General features: G+C 68.5%; 13 protein-coding genes. 4 read left to right on the plus strand and 9 right to left on the minus strand.

Going from position 1 to position 16,677, the window contains the following annotated elements:
• Positions 1–7: 7 nt before the first annotated feature.
• Together cyoE and AAW51_RS05520 are read left to right on the plus strand one after the other, a co-directional pair.
• A complete protein-coding gene (gene cyoE / locus AAW51_RS05515; protein ID WP_047193802.1) occupies positions 8–913 on the plus strand; it encodes a heme o synthase in 906 nt (301 codons plus the stop codon).
• A complete protein-coding gene (locus AAW51_RS05520) occupies positions 904–1,566 on the plus strand; it encodes an SCO family protein (RefSeq protein ID WP_417903597.1) in 663 nt (220 codons plus the stop codon). The genes cyoE and AAW51_RS05520 overlap by 10 nt, the downstream gene beginning before the upstream one ends.
• A 158-nt stretch (positions 1,567–1,724) precedes the next feature.
• Here the strand turns inward: AAW51_RS05520 and rpoH are convergent, their stop codons facing one another.
• From rpoH to AAW51_RS05560, 8 genes are all read right to left on the minus strand, one after another.
• Positions 1,725–2,663, minus strand: coding sequence for an RNA polymerase sigma factor RpoH (gene rpoH, locus AAW51_RS05525; protein ID WP_047193803.1), 939 nt, complete (start codon positions 2,661–2,663; stop codon positions 1,725–1,727).
• A 269-nt stretch (positions 2,664–2,932) separates the two neighbouring features.
• Positions 2,933–3,580, minus strand: coding sequence for a hypothetical protein (locus AAW51_RS05530; RefSeq protein WP_047193804.1), 648 nt, complete (start codon positions 3,578–3,580; stop codon positions 2,933–2,935).
• A gap of 25 nt (positions 3,581–3,605) precedes the next feature.
• Positions 3,606–4,742 carry a ParM/StbA family protein gene (locus AAW51_RS05535; protein ID WP_157359624.1) on the minus strand — a complete coding sequence of 379 codons (1,137 nt, stop codon included), beginning with the start codon at positions 4,740–4,742 and terminating at the stop codon, positions 3,606–3,608.
• 294 nt (positions 4,743–5,036) lie between these two features.
• Positions 5,037–6,095 carry a TAXI family TRAP transporter solute-binding subunit gene (locus tag AAW51_RS05540; RefSeq protein WP_047193806.1) on the minus strand — a complete coding sequence of 353 codons (1,059 nt, stop codon included), beginning with the start codon at positions 6,093–6,095 and terminating at the stop codon, positions 5,037–5,039.
• Positions 6,096–6,116: 21 nt separating this feature from the next.
• The gene (locus AAW51_RS05545; RefSeq protein WP_047193807.1) at positions 6,117–6,905 is read right to left on the minus strand and encodes a hypothetical protein; all 789 of its coding nucleotides are present in this window, start codon (positions 6,903–6,905) and stop codon (positions 6,117–6,119) included.
• Positions 6,902–9,268 carry a SulP family inorganic anion transporter gene (locus AAW51_RS05550; RefSeq protein ID WP_157359625.1) on the minus strand — a complete coding sequence of 789 codons (2,367 nt, stop codon included), beginning with the start codon at positions 9,266–9,268 and terminating at the stop codon, positions 6,902–6,904. The genes AAW51_RS05545 and AAW51_RS05550 overlap by 4 nt, the downstream gene beginning before the upstream one ends.
• Positions 9,269–9,273: 5 nt before the next feature.
• Positions 9,274–10,200 (minus strand): Tll0287-like domain-containing protein, encoded by a 927-nt coding sequence (locus AAW51_RS05555; RefSeq protein WP_047197452.1) that lies wholly within the window; start codon positions 10,198–10,200, stop codon positions 9,274–9,276.
• Positions 10,201–10,291: 91 nt separating this feature from the next.
• On the minus strand, positions 10,292–11,125 hold the full coding sequence (locus tag AAW51_RS05560) for a response regulator transcription factor (protein ID WP_047193809.1): 834 nt from the start codon (positions 11,123–11,125) through the stop codon (positions 10,292–10,294).
• 527 nt (positions 11,126–11,652) lie between these two features.
• On the opposite strand from AAW51_RS05560, the gene fhuE reads away from it, so the two are divergent.
• Both fhuE and AAW51_RS05570 read left to right on the plus strand, forming a co-directional pair.
• The gene (gene fhuE / locus AAW51_RS05565; protein ID WP_047193810.1) at positions 11,653–13,836 is read left to right on the plus strand and encodes a ferric-rhodotorulic acid/ferric-coprogen receptor FhuE; all 2,184 of its coding nucleotides are present in this window, start codon (positions 11,653–11,655) and stop codon (positions 13,834–13,836) included.
• 8 nt (positions 13,837–13,844) lie between these two features.
• Positions 13,845–14,993, plus strand: coding sequence for a PepSY-associated TM helix domain-containing protein (locus AAW51_RS05570; RefSeq protein WP_047193811.1), 1,149 nt, complete (start codon positions 13,845–13,847; stop codon positions 14,991–14,993).
• 207 nt (positions 14,994–15,200) lie between these two features.
• Here the strand turns inward: AAW51_RS05570 and AAW51_RS05575 are convergent, their stop codons facing one another.
• Positions 15,201–16,631, minus strand: coding sequence for a sigma-54-dependent transcriptional regulator (locus tag AAW51_RS05575; RefSeq protein WP_083438097.1), 1,431 nt, complete (start codon positions 16,629–16,631; stop codon positions 15,201–15,203).
• Between the last annotated feature and the right edge of the window lie 46 nt (positions 16,632–16,677).

Raw genomic sequence — 16,677 nt, forward strand, 5'->3', positions numbered from 1 at the left:
GACTGCCATGCCTGCTTCGATCGCCAGTCCTTCCCACTCCCCGCCGTCGCGGGTGGCGCAGTTCTATGCGCTGACCAAGCCGCGTGTCGTGAAGCTCATCGTGTTCTGCGCGGTGATCGGCATGTTGCTGGCGGTGCCCGGCCTGCCCGCATGGCAGCCCGCCATCGCCGCGACCCTCGGCATCTGGCTGGTCGCCAGTGCGGCCGCGGCCTTCAATTGCCTGGTCGAGCAACACATCGACGCCAAGATGCAGCGTACCGCCTGGCGGCCCACGGCCAAGGGCGAGCTCACCAACACCCAAACCCTGCTGTTCTCGGCGGTGCTGTGTGGTCTCGGCATGGCCTTGCTCTACCTCTGGGTGAATTCGCTGACGATGTGGCTGACCTTCGCCACCTTCGTCGGCTACGCCGTGATCTACACGGTGGTGCTGAAGCCGATGACCCCGCAGAACATCGTCATCGGCGGCGCGTCGGGCGCGATGCCCCCGGTGCTCGGCTGGGCCGCGTTGCGCGGCGAGGTCGGACCCGAGGCCCTGATGATGTGCCTGATCATCTTCCTGTGGACCCCGCCGCATTTCTGGGCGCTGGCGCTCTACCGCGCCGAGGACTACCGCCAGGCCGGCCTGCCGATGCTCCCGGTGACCCACGGTGCCGAGTTCACCCGGCTCAATGTGCTGCTCTACACGCTGGTGTTGTTCGCCGCCACGCTGCTGCCCTTCATCTACGGCATGAGCGGCTGGTTCTATCTCGCCAGCGCCGTCGTGCTGGGCGGCTGGTTCATCGCCTACGCCTGGCGCTTGTGGCGCCGCTATTCCGATGCGCTGGCACGCCGCACGTTCCGCTTTTCCATCCTGCACCTGGCGCTGCTGTTCGCAGCGCTGCTGGTGGACCACTACACGAGGCAATGGCTCTGATGACGATGCATCCCGACAACCTGCGGCGCCGCTCGCTCCTGGTGCTGGGCACCGCCGCCGTGCTGCCGCTGGTGGTGGGCTGTGACCGTGGGGGCAGCGGCGGCGCAGGCGGGCCGGCAGCCGATGCGGCGAAGTTCAACAACATCGACATCAGCGGCGCCGAATACGCCCGCGATTTCACGCTCACCGACCACCACGGGCAACCCCGTCGGATGGCCGATTTCAAGGGCAAGCTGGTCGCGATCTTCTTCGGCTACACCCAGTGCCCCGACGTCTGCCCGACCTCGATGGCTGAGCTGGCCGAAGTCAAGAAGGCGCTGGGCGCCGACGGCGACAAGCTGCAGGGTTTGTTCATCACGGTGGACCCCGAGCGCGACACGCCCGAACTGCTCAAGGCCTACATGAGCGGCTTCGACCCCAGTTTCCTGGCGCTGCGCGGCACACCCGAGCAGACGGCAGCGGTGGCCAAGGAGTTCAAGGTCTTCTTCGCCAAGGTACCGGGCAAGGCCGCCGACAGCTACACGATGGACCACACCGCCGGTGTGTATGTGTTCGACACCGCCGGCCGCATCCGCTTGTTCGCCCGCCATGGTGGCGGGCCGGCGGCGCTGGCGGCGGACATGAAGCAGCTGCTGCAAGCGCCGACGGCCTGAGCGCGCCGCGCCGCGCGCTCGGGCATTCGAGGCGCGCCGTCGAGCCGCCACCGGCTGTCGCTCGCCTGTCGCCCCAGCGGCGGGTTCCCCGCCACGACACCCAACAAAAAGAAAGCCGCCCGAAGGCGGCTTGCGGCAGCGGCGCAGCGCGCGCAGTGTCAGGACGCGTACTCGCCCAGCGACTTGCGCATCTTCTTCATCGCCGCCACTTCGATCTGGCGGATGCGCTCGGCGCTGACGCCGTATTCCGATGCCAGCTCGTGCAGCGTCATGCCGCCCGAGCCGTCGTCGTTGACCTTCAGCCAGCGCTCCTCGACGATGCGGCGGCTGCGATCGTCCAGCGCGTTCAAGGCGCTGGTGATGCCGTCGGTCGCGAGCACGTCGCGGCGCTGCGTCTCCATCACCCGGGTCGGCTCGCTCGATTCGTCGGCCAGGTAGGCGATCGGCGCGTAGCTTTCCTCACCGTCGTCGACGCTCGGCTCCAGCGCCACGTCGCCGCCGGACAGCCGCGTTTCCATCTCCATCACCTCTTCGCGCTTGACGTTCAGCTCGCGCGCCACGGCGTCGACTTCGCGGTCGGTCAAGGTGCTGCGGTGCACCTCAGCGTCGGCGGCGCCGTCTTTGAGGTTTTGCTTCATCGAGCGCAGGTTGAAGAACAGCTTGCGCTGCGCCTTGGTCGTCGCGACCTTGACCATGCGCCAGTTCTTCAGGATGTATTCGTGGATCTCGGCCTTGATCCAGTGCAGCGCGTAGCTGACGAGGCGCACGCCCTGGCCCGGGTCGAAACGCTTGACGGCCTTCATCAGGCCCACGTTGCCTTCCTGGATCAGGTCGCCGTGCGGCAGGCCGTAGCCGAGATACTGGCGCGACACCGACACCACCAGGCGCAGGTGCGACAGCACCAGCTTTCCGGCCGCTTGCAGGTCGTTGTGCTCCCGGAAGCGGCGCGCGTAGGTCTGCTCTTCTTCGGCCGTCAGCATCGGCAGCCGGTTGACCGCGGAGATGTAGGCATCCAGGTTGCCCAGTGAGGGCACCAGGGCCCACGGGTCGCGGATGGCGAGTGCGTTGTGTGCAGTCGAGGCGTTCATAGAAGCCATAGACATCCCAGAACCTCCTTTTGTTCCGCGAAATGTTAGCACTCCGGTAAAGAGAGTGCTAAGGGTGTCGGTCAGAATTGCAACGAAGAGTGCGATTCAAAAAACCTATCAAAGTTCCCTGTGGCGTGTCGAGGGGGTGCAGCGAAGTGCGTCGCTACTTCTAAATATCGCAAACGCTGTGCCCGCCGCCAGCCGTTGGACAGGCGGTAGATCGCCCTGCGCCGCCCCGACACGCCGTCCCCGGACGCCGCGCTGACGGGCTGCCGCCGTCAGCCGTTCTTGAACAGTCCCCGGTCCGCCATCCGCTTCAGCCGGGCGGAACGTGGCGCGGGCCGCTGCTGGATGCCGGTGTCCAGCGGCGGTGGGTAAGGGTCGGCCGCTGCATCGTCCGCCGCGCGGGGCGGCTCGGGCGCCGCCTTCGCTCCACCGTCGGGCGCCGCGGCCGGCCCTCCTGCTGTCGTTTCGTCCACGACGTCGAGCAACACCGGCACGCCCTGCGGGCCGGGCGGCCGCAGGTGGGGGACGGTGGCGGGCGCGGTGACGTCGTCAAGCACCAGGTCGAGTGCCTCGGGCGCCGGCGGCACGGCCCGGCGGCGGCCGGAGGCGCCCGGCAGTTCTGGGGCCGGGGTCCGGCTCCTGGTGACACCGGCCGGTGCCGTCGCTGCCCTCACCTCCGGCTCGGGGGCTGCGAGGCCTTGCGCGGGGCGGCTCGATCCTTTCTTCACGGGCACCGCTGCGCCCGGTGCAGTCACCACAGCCGGGCCACGCATCCGCACCGCTTCCCAAACCAGGCCCGACGCTGCCAACTGGCGCAGCCGCTCCTCCTGGGTGGACGAGCGCGCAATGGCGGCCAGCCCGGCGTACAGCTCGGGGTAGACGTCGCTGTCGATCTCCACCTGCAGACGGATGACCGCCATCACCTGCTCCCGCCGGCTGCGCGGCTCATCCGTTCTCCGCCAGCGCCTCGCCGATCATCTGGAAGCCGCGCACGTTGGCCGCCATCGACTCCGGCATCACGAACACCGGGATCGAGGGGAAGCGCCGGCTGAGCACGTCGCGGTAGCGCGACGGGTGGCCGCCGACCAGCACGATCAGATCGATGATCTCGTGCGCGTCGCGCAGGCCGTCGATCATCCGGTTCAGCGAGTCCTCGATCACGCTCATGATCTGCGGTTCGTACTTGCTCAGGTCGTGGGCCACGCCGGTCAGCTTGACCGGCTGCTTCTGGCGCAGCGCCTCGTTGATGCGCGGCGCCACCGCCGGGCCGAGCGGGCGGCCGATGTCGGTCGCGAGCGACTCCTGCACCGCCCGCACCACGCGGTGGCGGCCGGCGTCGGAGGCCGCGCCGCTGGCGCGCGGGTTGATGCTGCCTTGCTGGATCAGCAGCCAGTCCAGCGTGTGCTCACCGGGATCGACCACCAGCACCGCCAGTTCGTCGAGTTCGTCCACCGACGCCAGTGGCTGCAGCGCGCCGCCGGTCTCGCGGATCACCTGGTTCAGCTCCTCCAGGTGTTCTTCCACCGCGGCATATCCGCCCATCGGCTGGGCCTGCACGATCACGCGGCGCACCTCGATCGTCTTGCCGTCTCCGACCTCGACCGCGCGTTCATAGGTCTGGCGCAGGTAATCCCGGCGCTTGGCGTCGTTGTACTGGTTCACCGGCAGGCCCAGCACCAGCACGTCGATGGCGCTGTCGCCCGCTTCGGCCATGTAGCGCAGCGCGCCCTTGGTGAGGGCTTCGTAGATCGCACCCTTGTAGAACTCGTCCGTCACGTCGCGGCCGAAGCTGCCGCCGGCCTGGGCCAGGCCCACGTCCCGGCCCACTTCGTACTGCGCGCCGTTGACGGGCACGTCGAAGGTGTCGCGCCGGCGGGTGCTGAGGGTGCGCACGGCGCTCGCATCGGCCGGGATGGCCATCGACGGGAACGACGAGAAGGTGATGCCGCCCTCGGCCGGGAGGCTGAATTTCACCAGTCCGAAGCCGACGTCGATGGCACGTACCATCGGGCCGGAGGCCGGCGTGCTGTCTTGCTGCTCGCTGGGAACTTGGCGCAGTTTGGGAGAGTGGGATGGAGCCATGGTCACCTCGTTTTGGGTTACGCAGGGGTGTCGCGTCCTGCTGAACACTGGTGCTCCATTGCCAGCAACCGAGATGCCGTGGGGGTTTCATCGGTGCGCAGGCCGCGCCAGCCCTGCTGGCGCGGCCTGCGCCGTTCTGCCCGGTGAAAACCGCGTAGGCCTCGGCATCGATGTCGGCAAGATGTCCCCGCCATCAACCGGTGGCCCCGCGGCTCAGCATCCCCTGTCTATCACGGCCGTCGATCTGATCGCCACCGTTTTCCCAAAGGCCGGGTGCCATCGAAGCGTCGAGCGTCAGCGCCGGCACAGCCCCAGCACCACCTTGTCTTGCGGACACGATGCTGCCGTGCGGGCCGGCGCCCCGTCCAGCTTGGGGCTGCTTTGCAAGGCCGAGCAATTGCCGAGGATGCGCTCGGTGGGGCCGTAGTAGCTCCACCCGGCGCCGAGCGGGGGCAGCGTCAGGCTGACCTCCTGCCACTTGGCGTGGCCCTCGGCGCGCAGCTGGTCGAAGTTGCGGCACATCGACAGCGCGAAGCGGGTCAGCAGCTGTTGCAGGTCCGGTGTCCGATAGTTGTACGTGACGAGCAGCGCCTTGGTGCTCAGCGTGGCGACGTCGTCCTGCAGCCAGTTCGGGTAGCTGGCCGAGCGGATCGCCGAGTGGTTGTAGATCGAGGTGGCGGCCTGGCTTTCGCTCGCTTGCGGGTCGAGCTTCAGCAGCTTCACGTACTGCCGCGCCTCCTGCTTCATGTCGGCGAACAGTTTGGCCGGCTGGCCGGCGACGACGACGGCCACGTCGATCGAACGATCGGTCGCCAGCTTCAGCAAGGCCTCCTCGTTCGACAGGAACGACATGTTCCTGTCGGCGATCGGCGTACCGAACATCAGCCGGTACAGCGTGGTGGCGGTCAGCGCGGTGCCACTGCCGACCGGGCCGAGGTTGATGCGCTTGTCCTTGATCTCGTGGATGTAGGTCAGCGGCGAGTCGGCGCGGGTGACGAAATAGATCTCCTCGTCATAGAGCGGCAACACCACGCGCAGCGGCTTGATCAGCTGGGCGGCGTCCGCATCGCCCGCCTTGGCCTCGTTGACGAAGGCCTGGTAGACGTCGGACTGCACCATCGCCAGGCGCACGCCCTGCTCGGCGCGCAGGCGCCGCACGTTCTCGGTGGAGCCCTTGGACGGCGCGACATCCAGGTCGATGCCGGCCGGCTTGGCCACCAGCTTGGACAGGTCGCGCGCCACCTGGACGTAGGTGCCGCGCTCGGGGCCGGCCACCAGGCGGTCGGGCGCGGCGTGCGCCGCGAGCGTGGTGCACACGCCGAGGACGAGGGTCATCAAAGCGGACTTGATCATGATGGGGAGCTCCTGGGCAAATCAAGGGGAGAGGGCAGAACACAAACCGAGGGCATCGGCGGCAGCTGCGCAGCCCGGGGCACGGGCCGGCGGCGGGCTGGGCGCCGAGGCAGCCGCCGCGACGGGTGCCGATGCGGCCGTCGTCGTCGCCGGCGGCGCCGGGTCTTGCGCCGCGGCGACGGCTGGCTCCGGCGTCACGGTCGGGGGCGTCGGCGTGGGAACGGATGCGGCCGCTGCCGGCTCGGCAGCACGGGGACGGGGCGCGGGCGGCGTGTCGGCCTCGATGAGCGCGGGCGCCGCTGCGGCGAGGGGTCGTGATGGCTTGCCGCTCAGGAACTGAGCTGCGACCGGCACCGCCACCGCGGCGGCGGCCAACAGGGCCGCCGCGACCGGTCGCTGCCCGAGGCCGTGCAGCAGCCGGTCCACCGCTGCCGCCCCGCCGATGGTGGGGGGAGCGGACGTTGCGGGACCGCGGGGCGGTTTCGTCGCGGTCGGCCGCGCGGCAGCCGACGTCGCAGTGGTGCGGACCCGCTCAGTCGCAGGCCCACCGCGGCTGCCGCCGGTCGGCTGGGCGGGCACCCCTCCCTGAACCTCGTCCGGCGCACCGGCCGGCACCTTGTCGCGCGAGGCGGGCCCGGCCGTCCTGGTCCCGGACCCGGGGGTGGGCGGCAGGCCCGCCAGCCCTTGGTCGAGTTGTTGGTCGAGCCGCGCCAGCATGTCGTGGAAGGCGATGCGCGCCGCGGGCGACGGCCGCTCCGCGTTCGCGTCGCCGGGCTTGCCGTCGTCGTCGCCGGGTTGCGAGCGGTTCATGGGAGGGGCACTCCGGAGTCGCCGACGGCGAAGCCGGCACGCGCCAGGAAACGCCGTTGCAGCGCCGGGTTGTCCAGCTGGCGTGACAGCAGTTGATAGAAATGGCGCTGGTTGCGCGCATGGCGCTGCGAGCGGCGCACCAGCACCTTGGCGATCGGCCCCAGCTGCGCGGTCAGCTCCCGCTCGGCTTCGTCGACCAGCTCGACGTTCAGCACCGCCCGCTGCGGCAGTTGGGGCGCGGCGGGCGGGGTCGCCGGCACGCCGTTGAACAGCAGCTCGGCTTCGGTCACGAAACGTTCGCGCAGCACCGGGTCGGCAATCTCGACTGCGATCGCGCGGCACAAGGCGCCCGGCGTGCGGGCGCCCCGCATCGCGCGGCGCAGCATCACCGATCCCAGGGGGCCCACAAGGTGCAGCAGGCATTGCTCCAGTGCCTGGAGCACGCGAGGCTCGACCACCAGGCCGGCTGAGGCTGGGCGCGCCGGTGCTGCTGCCGGGGGCGGCGGCAGCGGCGCTGCCACCGGCCGAGGGGTGATCGGTGCGGGCTCGGGGACACCACCGACCCAGCCGGTCCAGTCTTCGCACACCACGGTGTCGGGGCCCTGGTCGGAGCAGCGGTCGTCGTCGTCCTGCCCATGCGAGGGCACGACCGCGATCTCGGGCACGCTGCGCGAGGCGCAATAGTGCAGCGCCTGGTCGACCGTGTCGAACACCGGGCACGGCCGCAGCGCCGCATCGAAGCCCGCGCTGTAGGCGGTGCGGACCACCAGCAGTTGCTGGCCCGACTGGTTGAGCGCACAACAGGCACGCGACAGCGTGCGTGCCGCGGTGGCGTCGAGCACCGCCACCCGGCTCAGGTCGATGATGGCAAAGCGCGTCGAGCGGGCCATCCGCTCGATCACGCGGACCGCGGTCTCGACGGTTGCGAAGAACAAGGGCTGACCGAGTTCGATCACCTGGATGTGGCGGCCCGCCGCCGGCCCGATCAGCGAACGCAGCTGGGTCGGCATCTCGGCCGCATTGGCGTCGTACTGGCGCCGCACCAGGCTGTCGCGCATGTGGAAAAAGGCCAGCGCGGTCGCCAGCAGCACACCGCCGGTCAAGGCCGTCAGCATGTCGGCCCACAACAGCAGCACACCGACCAGCACGGCCACCGGCAACTCGCCCGGGTTGCGCTTGCCGTCGGCGCCGCGTTGCCGCCATTGCTGCGACAACTCGCGCGCCGGCGCGAGCGCCATGTCGAAGGCCACGCCGAGCAGCACCGCTGCCACCACCGCCAGCGGCACGCTGTCGATCCAGCGGCTGAAGCCCAGCGAGAGCAGGGCCACCACGGCGGCGCCGATCAACGGGCAGGCCCGGGTGCGCCCGCCGGCCTGCACCGCGGCGGCCGACGCACTGCCGGCCACCGGCAGTCCGCCGATGCACACCGAGGCGAGCGACCCGAGCCCACCGGCCAGCAGCGCACGGTTGGGATCGAAACGTTGTGTGCCGAGCTGTTCGAGGGCCAGCGCCGAGGTCAGCGTTTCCATCGAATTCATTAGCGCGATCAGGAAGGCGAACGCCACCAGGTTGGGCAGCATGTGCTGCAGCGCCGCGGTGGTGCCGGCGCCGAGTTGCGCCGCCAGCGTCGCGGGGGACAGCAGCGACCCCACCTGCCAGTCGACCGACGGCAGGTGGCGGCCGGTGTCCAGCCCGGCGGCCTGCAGCAGCCCGGTGGCGGCCAGGCCGGCGCAGACGCCGAGGATGATGGCGTTGCGCCCCCGCCCGGTCGCATACGCGACGGCGATCGCGGCGATGCCCGCGAGCCCGGTCGCCAGCGGCGCATGCCGGGCCAGGCCGTCGCCGGCGCCCAACGCGAACAGGTGCGGCCCTTGTGACCAGGCCAGCTTGACCGCGATCGCGATCGTGAGCCCGGCCGTCACGGCATGGGGGATCAAGCGGATCAGGGCGCCGAGCCGGAGCACGCTGAAGGCCACCTGCAGCAGGGCTGCCAACAGCAGACAGGCGGTCAGGGCGGCGACCGTGGTGCTCAAGGACGGGTTGGGCAAGGCGCCCACCTGCGTGTTCAAGGTGGTGGCCGCGGTGGCGATCACGACCGCCACCGACGCGCGCGGCGAGAACACCTGCACCGGCACCGAGCCGAGCACGCCGGCGACCGCTCCACCGACGGTGGCCGCCAGCAGCCCAGACAGCACGGCTGCCGCTGCCATGTCGGGGCCCAGCGGGGCCCCGGCCACGGCCGCGTACGAGACCGAGGTGATCAGGGTCAGCACGCCGGCCGTCAGGCCTCCGCGCAGTTCGCCTTTCCACTGCGGCAGTCGGCGCAGCCCGGCGGCCATGGCGAGAGTGGGGTGGGGCAGCATGGGGTTCACCGGTGCTGCGCAGAGGTGCTGACGCGGGCCGACGCGGCCGACGGGACCGGCTCGCCTTCCAGCATCACCATGGCCTTTTCCAGGCTGGCCCGCATGCGCGTGATGGCGCGCGCCAGGCCGCCGATCTCGTCCTGCGTCGACGATTGAAACTTGGGCACGTTCTCTTCACCGAGGCTGACACGCTCGGCGCTGGCCGACAGCCGCGTGACCGGCCGGATCACCAGCACGCCCAGCATCACGTTGAGCGTGACGAACACCAGCGCGAACACGAGTGCGATCGACCCCATGAAGCCGAGCATCGTGGCGCGCGTCTGCTTCTCGTGCATCGCGGTGGGCACCGAGACGATCTGCGCACCGATGGTCTCGTTGAGCTTCCAGCCGAAGCCGTTGGCCGGGCCATACGCATCGACCATCGTCTTGGGGGCCATCTCCGGCGTGGTGTGGCAGGTCAGGCAGTTCGCATCGACGATCTTGATCGGCCGCGCCAGGTAGAGCGAGCGGCCGGTGGCCGTCTCGCGCTCGCCGACGATCTCGCCGCGGTTGGGGTCGTTGCGGAACTGCGAAACGATGTCGGCTTCCCAGTCCGTCACCCGGTCGCGTGGGTTGGTCGGGTTGAGCGCCGCTTCCTTGTAGCCGTATTCGGGCATGGTGCGGCGCAGCGCATTGAAGGCTTCGGTGGCCGCGAACGAGGGCACCGACTCCGGCAGGAAGGTGTACTTCATTTGCGTTTGCAGCAGCTTGTGGATGCGCTCGCTGGTGTAGGTGCGCATGCCCTGGGCCGCTTCCAGCATCAGCCGCGCGTTGTGCAGCGTCTCGGCGCGCGCCTTGTCTTCCAGCATGCGGTGGGTCACGCCCGCGGTCGCCGCCAGGCCGAGCACGCTGGCGGCGAGTAGCACGGCATTGAATTTCACGATGAGCTTCATGATCGAGTCCTTGATCTGGCTGACGGACGAACGAGCGAACGGACGATCGAACGAACGAAGGTGTTCGGGTCGGACGAGGCGAGGGTGCGCGTCAGGCCGACAGCAAATCGGAGGCAGCTGCCGCTGGCGAGAGCAGGGTCGGGGCGGCACGCTTCGGCAGCGGGGGCGGTGCCGACGGGGGCACCGCGCTGTTGTTGCGCGCACTCGCCGGGCCGGCGCCGGTGGAGGTCGTCGTCGGCACCGCGTCGAGGCGATAGCCGCAGCCATACACACCACGCAAGGCGACCGCTTCGCCGATGCAGCGCTTGAGCTTGCGGCGCAGCTGGTAGATGTGTTGTTCGATCGAACGGCCGATCAGTTCGCAGTCGCAGCCCCACACGTGCCGGGCCAGCCGCTGCCGCGTCACCACTTCGCCGGCGCTTTCGAACAACAACTGCGCCACCGCCATCTCGCGTGCCGTCAACTCGACCCGGCCCCGCGATGACTGCAGGCTGCAGCTGTTGCGGTCCACCAGGCACCCGGCGAGGCCCAGCGGTTGGGCCTCCGGACGTGCCGCCGCGCGACGCCGAGCGGCTTGCAAACGCGCCAGCAGCTCCGGCCCGCGCACCGGCTTTGCGACGAAGTCATCGGCGCCGGCGTCGAGCGCTTGCGCGACGCCACTGCTGGCGTCGGTGCCGCTGCCCAGCAGGATCACGACGACCCCTGGGTTGAGCCAGTTGCGGCGCCAGTCGAGCACCTCGCCGGCCTGCGCCGCCGGGTGATCCATGTCGACCACCACCACCGCGTGATCGTCGCGCTTGAGGCCGCGCAGCAAGGCGGCTGTCGAGGTGAAGTCGGTGCAGTGATAACCGGCGCATTCGAGCGCGGTGCTGACGATCAGATGGGATTGCTTTTCTTCGATGACGAGGGCTGCTGCTGGGTTCATGGTGCCTCCGCGTGCAACGGGTTGCGACTGCTACTGCAGGTCTGCGAATGGGGGCGGCGTGGCGTCTTCGATCAAGACGTTGGCGCCGACAAGTGCAGCGGTTAGCGCAAGGGTTGTGCCAGTGCTTGTGGTCGCAGCCAAGTGGTTGATATGTATGGGGAGGGGGGCTGGCGCGGGGGCGATGGGAGCGCAGGAGGACGCTGATCCGTAGCGGGGGTGAGAAGCGGAGAGCAGGGGGATTTGCAGTTTCGAGAGAGGGGTGGGGACAGGGGCGATGGCGGGGCGAGGGTTAACCCGGTGAGAGAGGGTCGGGTCGCTTGTTTGGGTGCTGCCGTTGTGCTCGCCCCTTTGGGGTTAGCCCCGCGGGAGCGGGCGTGGCGCCGGGAAGACGCCAGCCATACGGTTCACTTGTGCATCAGTAATAAGAATCGTTATTCTTTGCATTTGTCGTGAGCGCTGACGGTGATGTGTGGAGGTTGAACTCCTGCGCGGCGGCGACCGAATCGAGTCAACAGGAGTCAAAAACAATGCACAGCAGGGTCTGCAACAGGAGTGTTCACCTACTCACGCCCATCAGCGTCGCGGTGCTGTGGGCCGTCCAAGGCCCCGCATGGGCCCAGGCCGGCGCAGCATCCGACGCCGCCCTCCCGGCTTACACGGTGAAGGCGCAGGCGCCGAAAGCCACCACCGAAGGGACCCGCTCGTACACCACCGGGCAAGCCGGGACCGCCACACCGCTGGGCTTGTCGCTGCGCGACACGCCGCAGTCCGTGTCGGTGGTGACGCAGCAGCGTATCGAAGATCAAGGGCTGCGCAGCGTGCTCGACGTGATCGACAACGGCGTGGGCGTCTCGGTGCACCGCTTCGAAACCAACCGGGTCGACTTCATCTCGCGTGGATTCAAGATCACGAATTTGATGATCGACGGCGTGCCCACCACGTGGGACTCGACCTGGAGCGCGGGAGAGGCCGTGAGCAGCCTGGCGCTCTACGACCGCGTCGAGATCGTCCGCGGGGCCACCGGCCTGACCAGCGGCACGGGCGATCCGTCGGCCGCCGTCAACCTGGTGCGCAAGCGCGCCACGAGCAAGACCTTCACCGGCACCGGCGACCTGGGCGTGGGCAGCCGAAACCAGCGACGCGGCATGGTGGACCTGTCCGCCCCGCTCAACGAGAGCGGCTCCGTGCGCGCCCGGATGGTCGGCGAGTTCGAGCGTGCCGACAGTTGGGTCGATCTGAAGCAGGACGAGACCAAGACGCTGTACGGGACCCTCACCGCCGATCTGACACCGCAGACGCAGCTTTCGGTCGGCATCAGCCGGCAGGACAACGACAGCGACAGCCCGATGTGGGGCGGACTGCCGTACTGGTATGCCGACGGCACGACAGCTGACTGGCCGCGTTCCAAGACCACCTCGGCCCGCTGGGCGCGCTGGGATTCCGAGTACGAGAACGCGTTCGCCGAGCTGGAGCACCGATTCGACAACGGTTGGAAGGCGCGTGCCAGCGTCAGCCACGGCGACCGCCGCAGCGACACCCCGCTGCTGTACATGTATGGGGCCCCCGACCGCACCACCGGACTGGGCCTGGCCACCTGGCCCGGCTGGTACGGCACCCGGAGCGAGCAGGACGACGTGGGCCTGAGCGCGACCGGTCCGTGGCGACTGGCCGGCCGGGTGCACGAGGCCGCCTTCGGCTATGCCTATTCCAAGAACCGCTTCAGGGCCGACAGCCGCACCGCCGACCTCGGCCTGGCCGGCAACTTCAACACCTGGGACGGCTCCTACCCCGAGCCCGCCTGGAGCCCGTGGACCTTCTACCAAAAGGACCACACCGAGCAGCAGGCGGTGTATGGGGTGGTGCGGCTGAACCTCGCCGATCCGCTGCGTGTCATCCTCGGCGCACGCGTCACGAACTATGAGAAGACGGGCTTCGACGCCAACGGCAACACGCTCTTCCAAATGGAGGTCGACCGCGAGTTCACGCCCTACCTCGGCCTGATCTACGACCTGAACGACACCTACACCGCTTACGCGAGCTACACCGACATCTTCCAGCCGCAGCAGCTGCGCGACATCCACAGCCGCTACCTCGACCCGGTCCTGGGCAAGAGCACCGAGGCCGGGATCAAAGGCGAGTTCCTCGGCGGCCGTTTGAACGCCGCGCTCTCGGTATTCCAGATCAAGCAGGACAAGCTCGGCCAGGCCACGGACGAGAACGTCCCCGGCAGTGCACCGCCGGAGGCAGCCTACGAGGAATCGGAGGGTGCCACCAGCAAGGGCTTCGAGATCGAGATCTCGGGCGAACTGCAGCCGGGTTGGAGCGTGAGCGCCGGCTACACGCAGTTTCGTCTCAAGGACGCCGACGGGGAGGATGTGAACACCATCTATCCGCGCAAGCTGCTGCGCCTGTTCACCGCCTACCGGCTGCCGGGCGAGTGGAGTGCGTTGACGGTCGGCGGTGGTGTCAACTGGCAATCGCGCACCTGGACCGAGACGACGAACCCGGCCGGCGCCCCCGCCCGCATCGAGCAAAAGGCCTACGCACTGGTCGACCTGATGGCGCGCTATGACATCGGCAAGCAATGGTCCGCACAGGTCAACGTCAGCAACCTGTTCGACAAGAAGTTCTACGGGCTGTCCGACGCGTTCGACCAGATCACCTATGGCGAGCCGCGCACCGTCACGGCGAGCGTTCGCTACAAGTTCTGAGCCACACCATGCAAAGCTCGACCCTCAAACGCTGGTCCTGGGTGCACAAGTGGAGCAGCATCGTCTGCACCGCGTTCATGCTGCTGCTGTGTGTCACCGGGCTGCCGCTGATCTTCCACCACGAGATCGGGCACTTGCTCGGCACGGAAGTCGAAGCGCCGCCCATGCCGAACAGCACGCAGAGGGTCAGCTTGGACCGGGTGCTCGAGGTGGCGCATGCGCAGCACCCGGACCGGGTCGTGCAGTTCGCCTCCCAGCCCGAGGACAGCACCGACTTGTGGTTCGTCACGCTGACGCCCACGCTCGACCCCACCGACGACTTCCGCTCGGTGGCCGTCGACGCACGCACCGGCGAGGTGCTGGCGCAGCCGCGCTTCGACGAGGGTTTCATCTGGGTGATGTTCAAGCTCCATGTCGATCTCTTCGCCGGGCTGCCGGGCAAGCTGTTCCTCGGGCTGATGGGCCTGTTGCTGCTGGTGGCCATCGTCAGCGGCGTGGTGCTCTACGGCCCCTTCATGCGCAAGCTCGAGTTCGGCACCGTGCGGCGCGGACGGCAGCCGCGGCTGAAGTGGCTGGACCTGCACAACGTGTTGGGCGTCGTCACGCTGATGTGGCTGTTCGTGGTCGGCGCCACCGGCATGATCAACACCTGGGCCGATCTGCTGATCAAGTACTGGCAGCACGATCAGCTCACCACTTTGCTGGCACCGTACCAAGGCCAGCCGGTGGTGCCCCACGCCGAGCGAGCACCGGTGCAGCGGGCGCTGGAGGCAGCGTCGCGACAGGCACCCGGCATGAACTTGTCTTTCATCGCGTTTGCCGGCACGGCGTTCTCGAGCCCGCACCACACCACGTTTTTCATGCGCGGCAACCAGCCGCTCACCTCTCGCTTGCTGCAACCGGTGCTGGTCGATGTCCGCACCGCAGAGGTCACCGCGGCACCGCCTCTGCCCTGGTACCTGGCCGCCCTGCAGTTGTCGCAGCCCTTGCACTTCGGCGACTACGGCGGACGGCCGATGCAAATCCTGTGGGCCTTGCTGGACATCGTCTCGATCGTCGTGCTCGGCAGCGGCCTGTACCTGTGGTTGCGCAAGGGGCAACCCGCAGCGGTCACCGAAGACAGTGCAGCGGTGCAAGAGGCGAGGGCGATTTCATGAGCGGCACACCACCACCTCGTTCCGCCTGGTCATGGGCGATCTGGCGGTGGCCCGTCGTTCTGGCGGTGTTGACCGGTGTCGGGCTGGTGTCCGGCTTGTTCAGCGACGGCGGTCTCGGCGATGCCATCGCGGGGATGAGCCTGGCAGTGCCTGTGGCGGCGTCAATCTGGTTCGGATGGCGCCGGCCCTGACGGACGCCAGCCTCCCTCACGCCGTCTCGTCCTCCGCCCCCGACTGCTTGTAAGCCGCCGGATCCACCCCCAACGCCTTCAACTTCCGGTACATCGTCGCCAAGGTCAGCTTCAGCTCCGCGCAGGCCGGCTTCACCGACCCGCCATGCCGGCGCAGCGCTTCCTCCAGCAAGCTGCGCTCGATTATCGCCACCGACTCGTCGAAGGACCGTGTGGCCGCAGCCGAGGACGCCTTGCCGTCGACGAAGATGGGTAACCCCAGCAACATACGTTCGGCACAGCTCTTCAACTCGCGCACATTGCCCGGCCAACGTGAGGCCAACAAGGCCTGGTGCTGCTCCGGGGTGAGCGGCGGCGCGGGCATCTGGTAGCGCAGGCTGGCCTGCTGTAGGAAACCTTGGAACAAGGTCAGGATGTCGCCGATGCGGTCGCGCAAGGGCGGCACCTGCAGCGACACCACGTTGAGCCGGTAAAACAAATCGGGACGGAACTGGCCTTTGTGGCTCAGTTCTTCCAGGCTCACCTTGGTCGCGGCCACCACGCGGAAGTTGACCGGGATCGGCTTGTTGTTGCCCAGGCGCTCGACTTCGCGCTCCTGCAGCACCCGCAGCACCTTGGCTTGCAGCGACAGTGGCATGGCCTCGATCTCGTCGAGGAACAAGGTGCCGTTTTTCGCATGTTCGATCTTGCCGATGCGCTGTTTGCCGGCGCCGGTGAAGGCGCCGGCCTCGTGACCAAACAGCTCGCTTTCGAACAAATTCTCGGGAATGGCAGCGCAATTGACCGCGACAAAGTTTCCCGAGCGGTGCCCGAAGTCGTGCAGGCAGCGCGCCACCAACTCCTTGCCCGTGCCGGTCTCACCGTTGATCAGCACATCCGCGGGTGTCGGCGCCAGCCGCAGGATCAGGTCACGCAGTTCGCGGATCGGCGCGCTGTCGCCGATCACGATCTTGTCGATGCCCGCCGATTCGGCCAGGCGGTTGCGCAACTGGCGGTTCTCCAGCACCAGGCGGTACTGGTCGGAGGCGCGCGCGACCACGGCCAGCAGCCTTTCGCGGCTGAACGGTTTTTCGAGAAAGTCGTAGGCGCCGGCGCGGATCGCCTGGATGGCGGTGGGAATGTCGCCATGGCCGGTCATCAGCACCACCGGCATTTCCCGGTCCTTCTGCCGGGCGATCTCGAGCACCGACAACCCGTCGGAGCGGGGCAGGCGCAGGTCGGTCAACACCATCGCGGCGACGTTACCCGACAGATACCGGGTCGCCGACTCGGCGTCTTCGAAGCTCGCCACGTCGTAGCCCGCCATCTGCAGCGAGCGCTCCACGCCGGCACGGAACGCCTCGTCGTCCTCGACGACCACCACACGCTTGCCGCTCGGCTCGTGGGGTGCCGGCTGAGATGACGATGACGACGACGACGAAGAAGATGATGATGAAGATGCGAGCATTCATCCGTCCTGTTGATTGTTTTGCTGCCATCGATCGGGCCGCGGC

The sequence above is a fragment of the Caldimonas brevitalea genome (genome assembly GCF_001017435.1).
Classification (GTDB): Bacteria; Pseudomonadota; Gammaproteobacteria; order Burkholderiales; family Burkholderiaceae_C; genus Caldimonas; species Caldimonas brevitalea.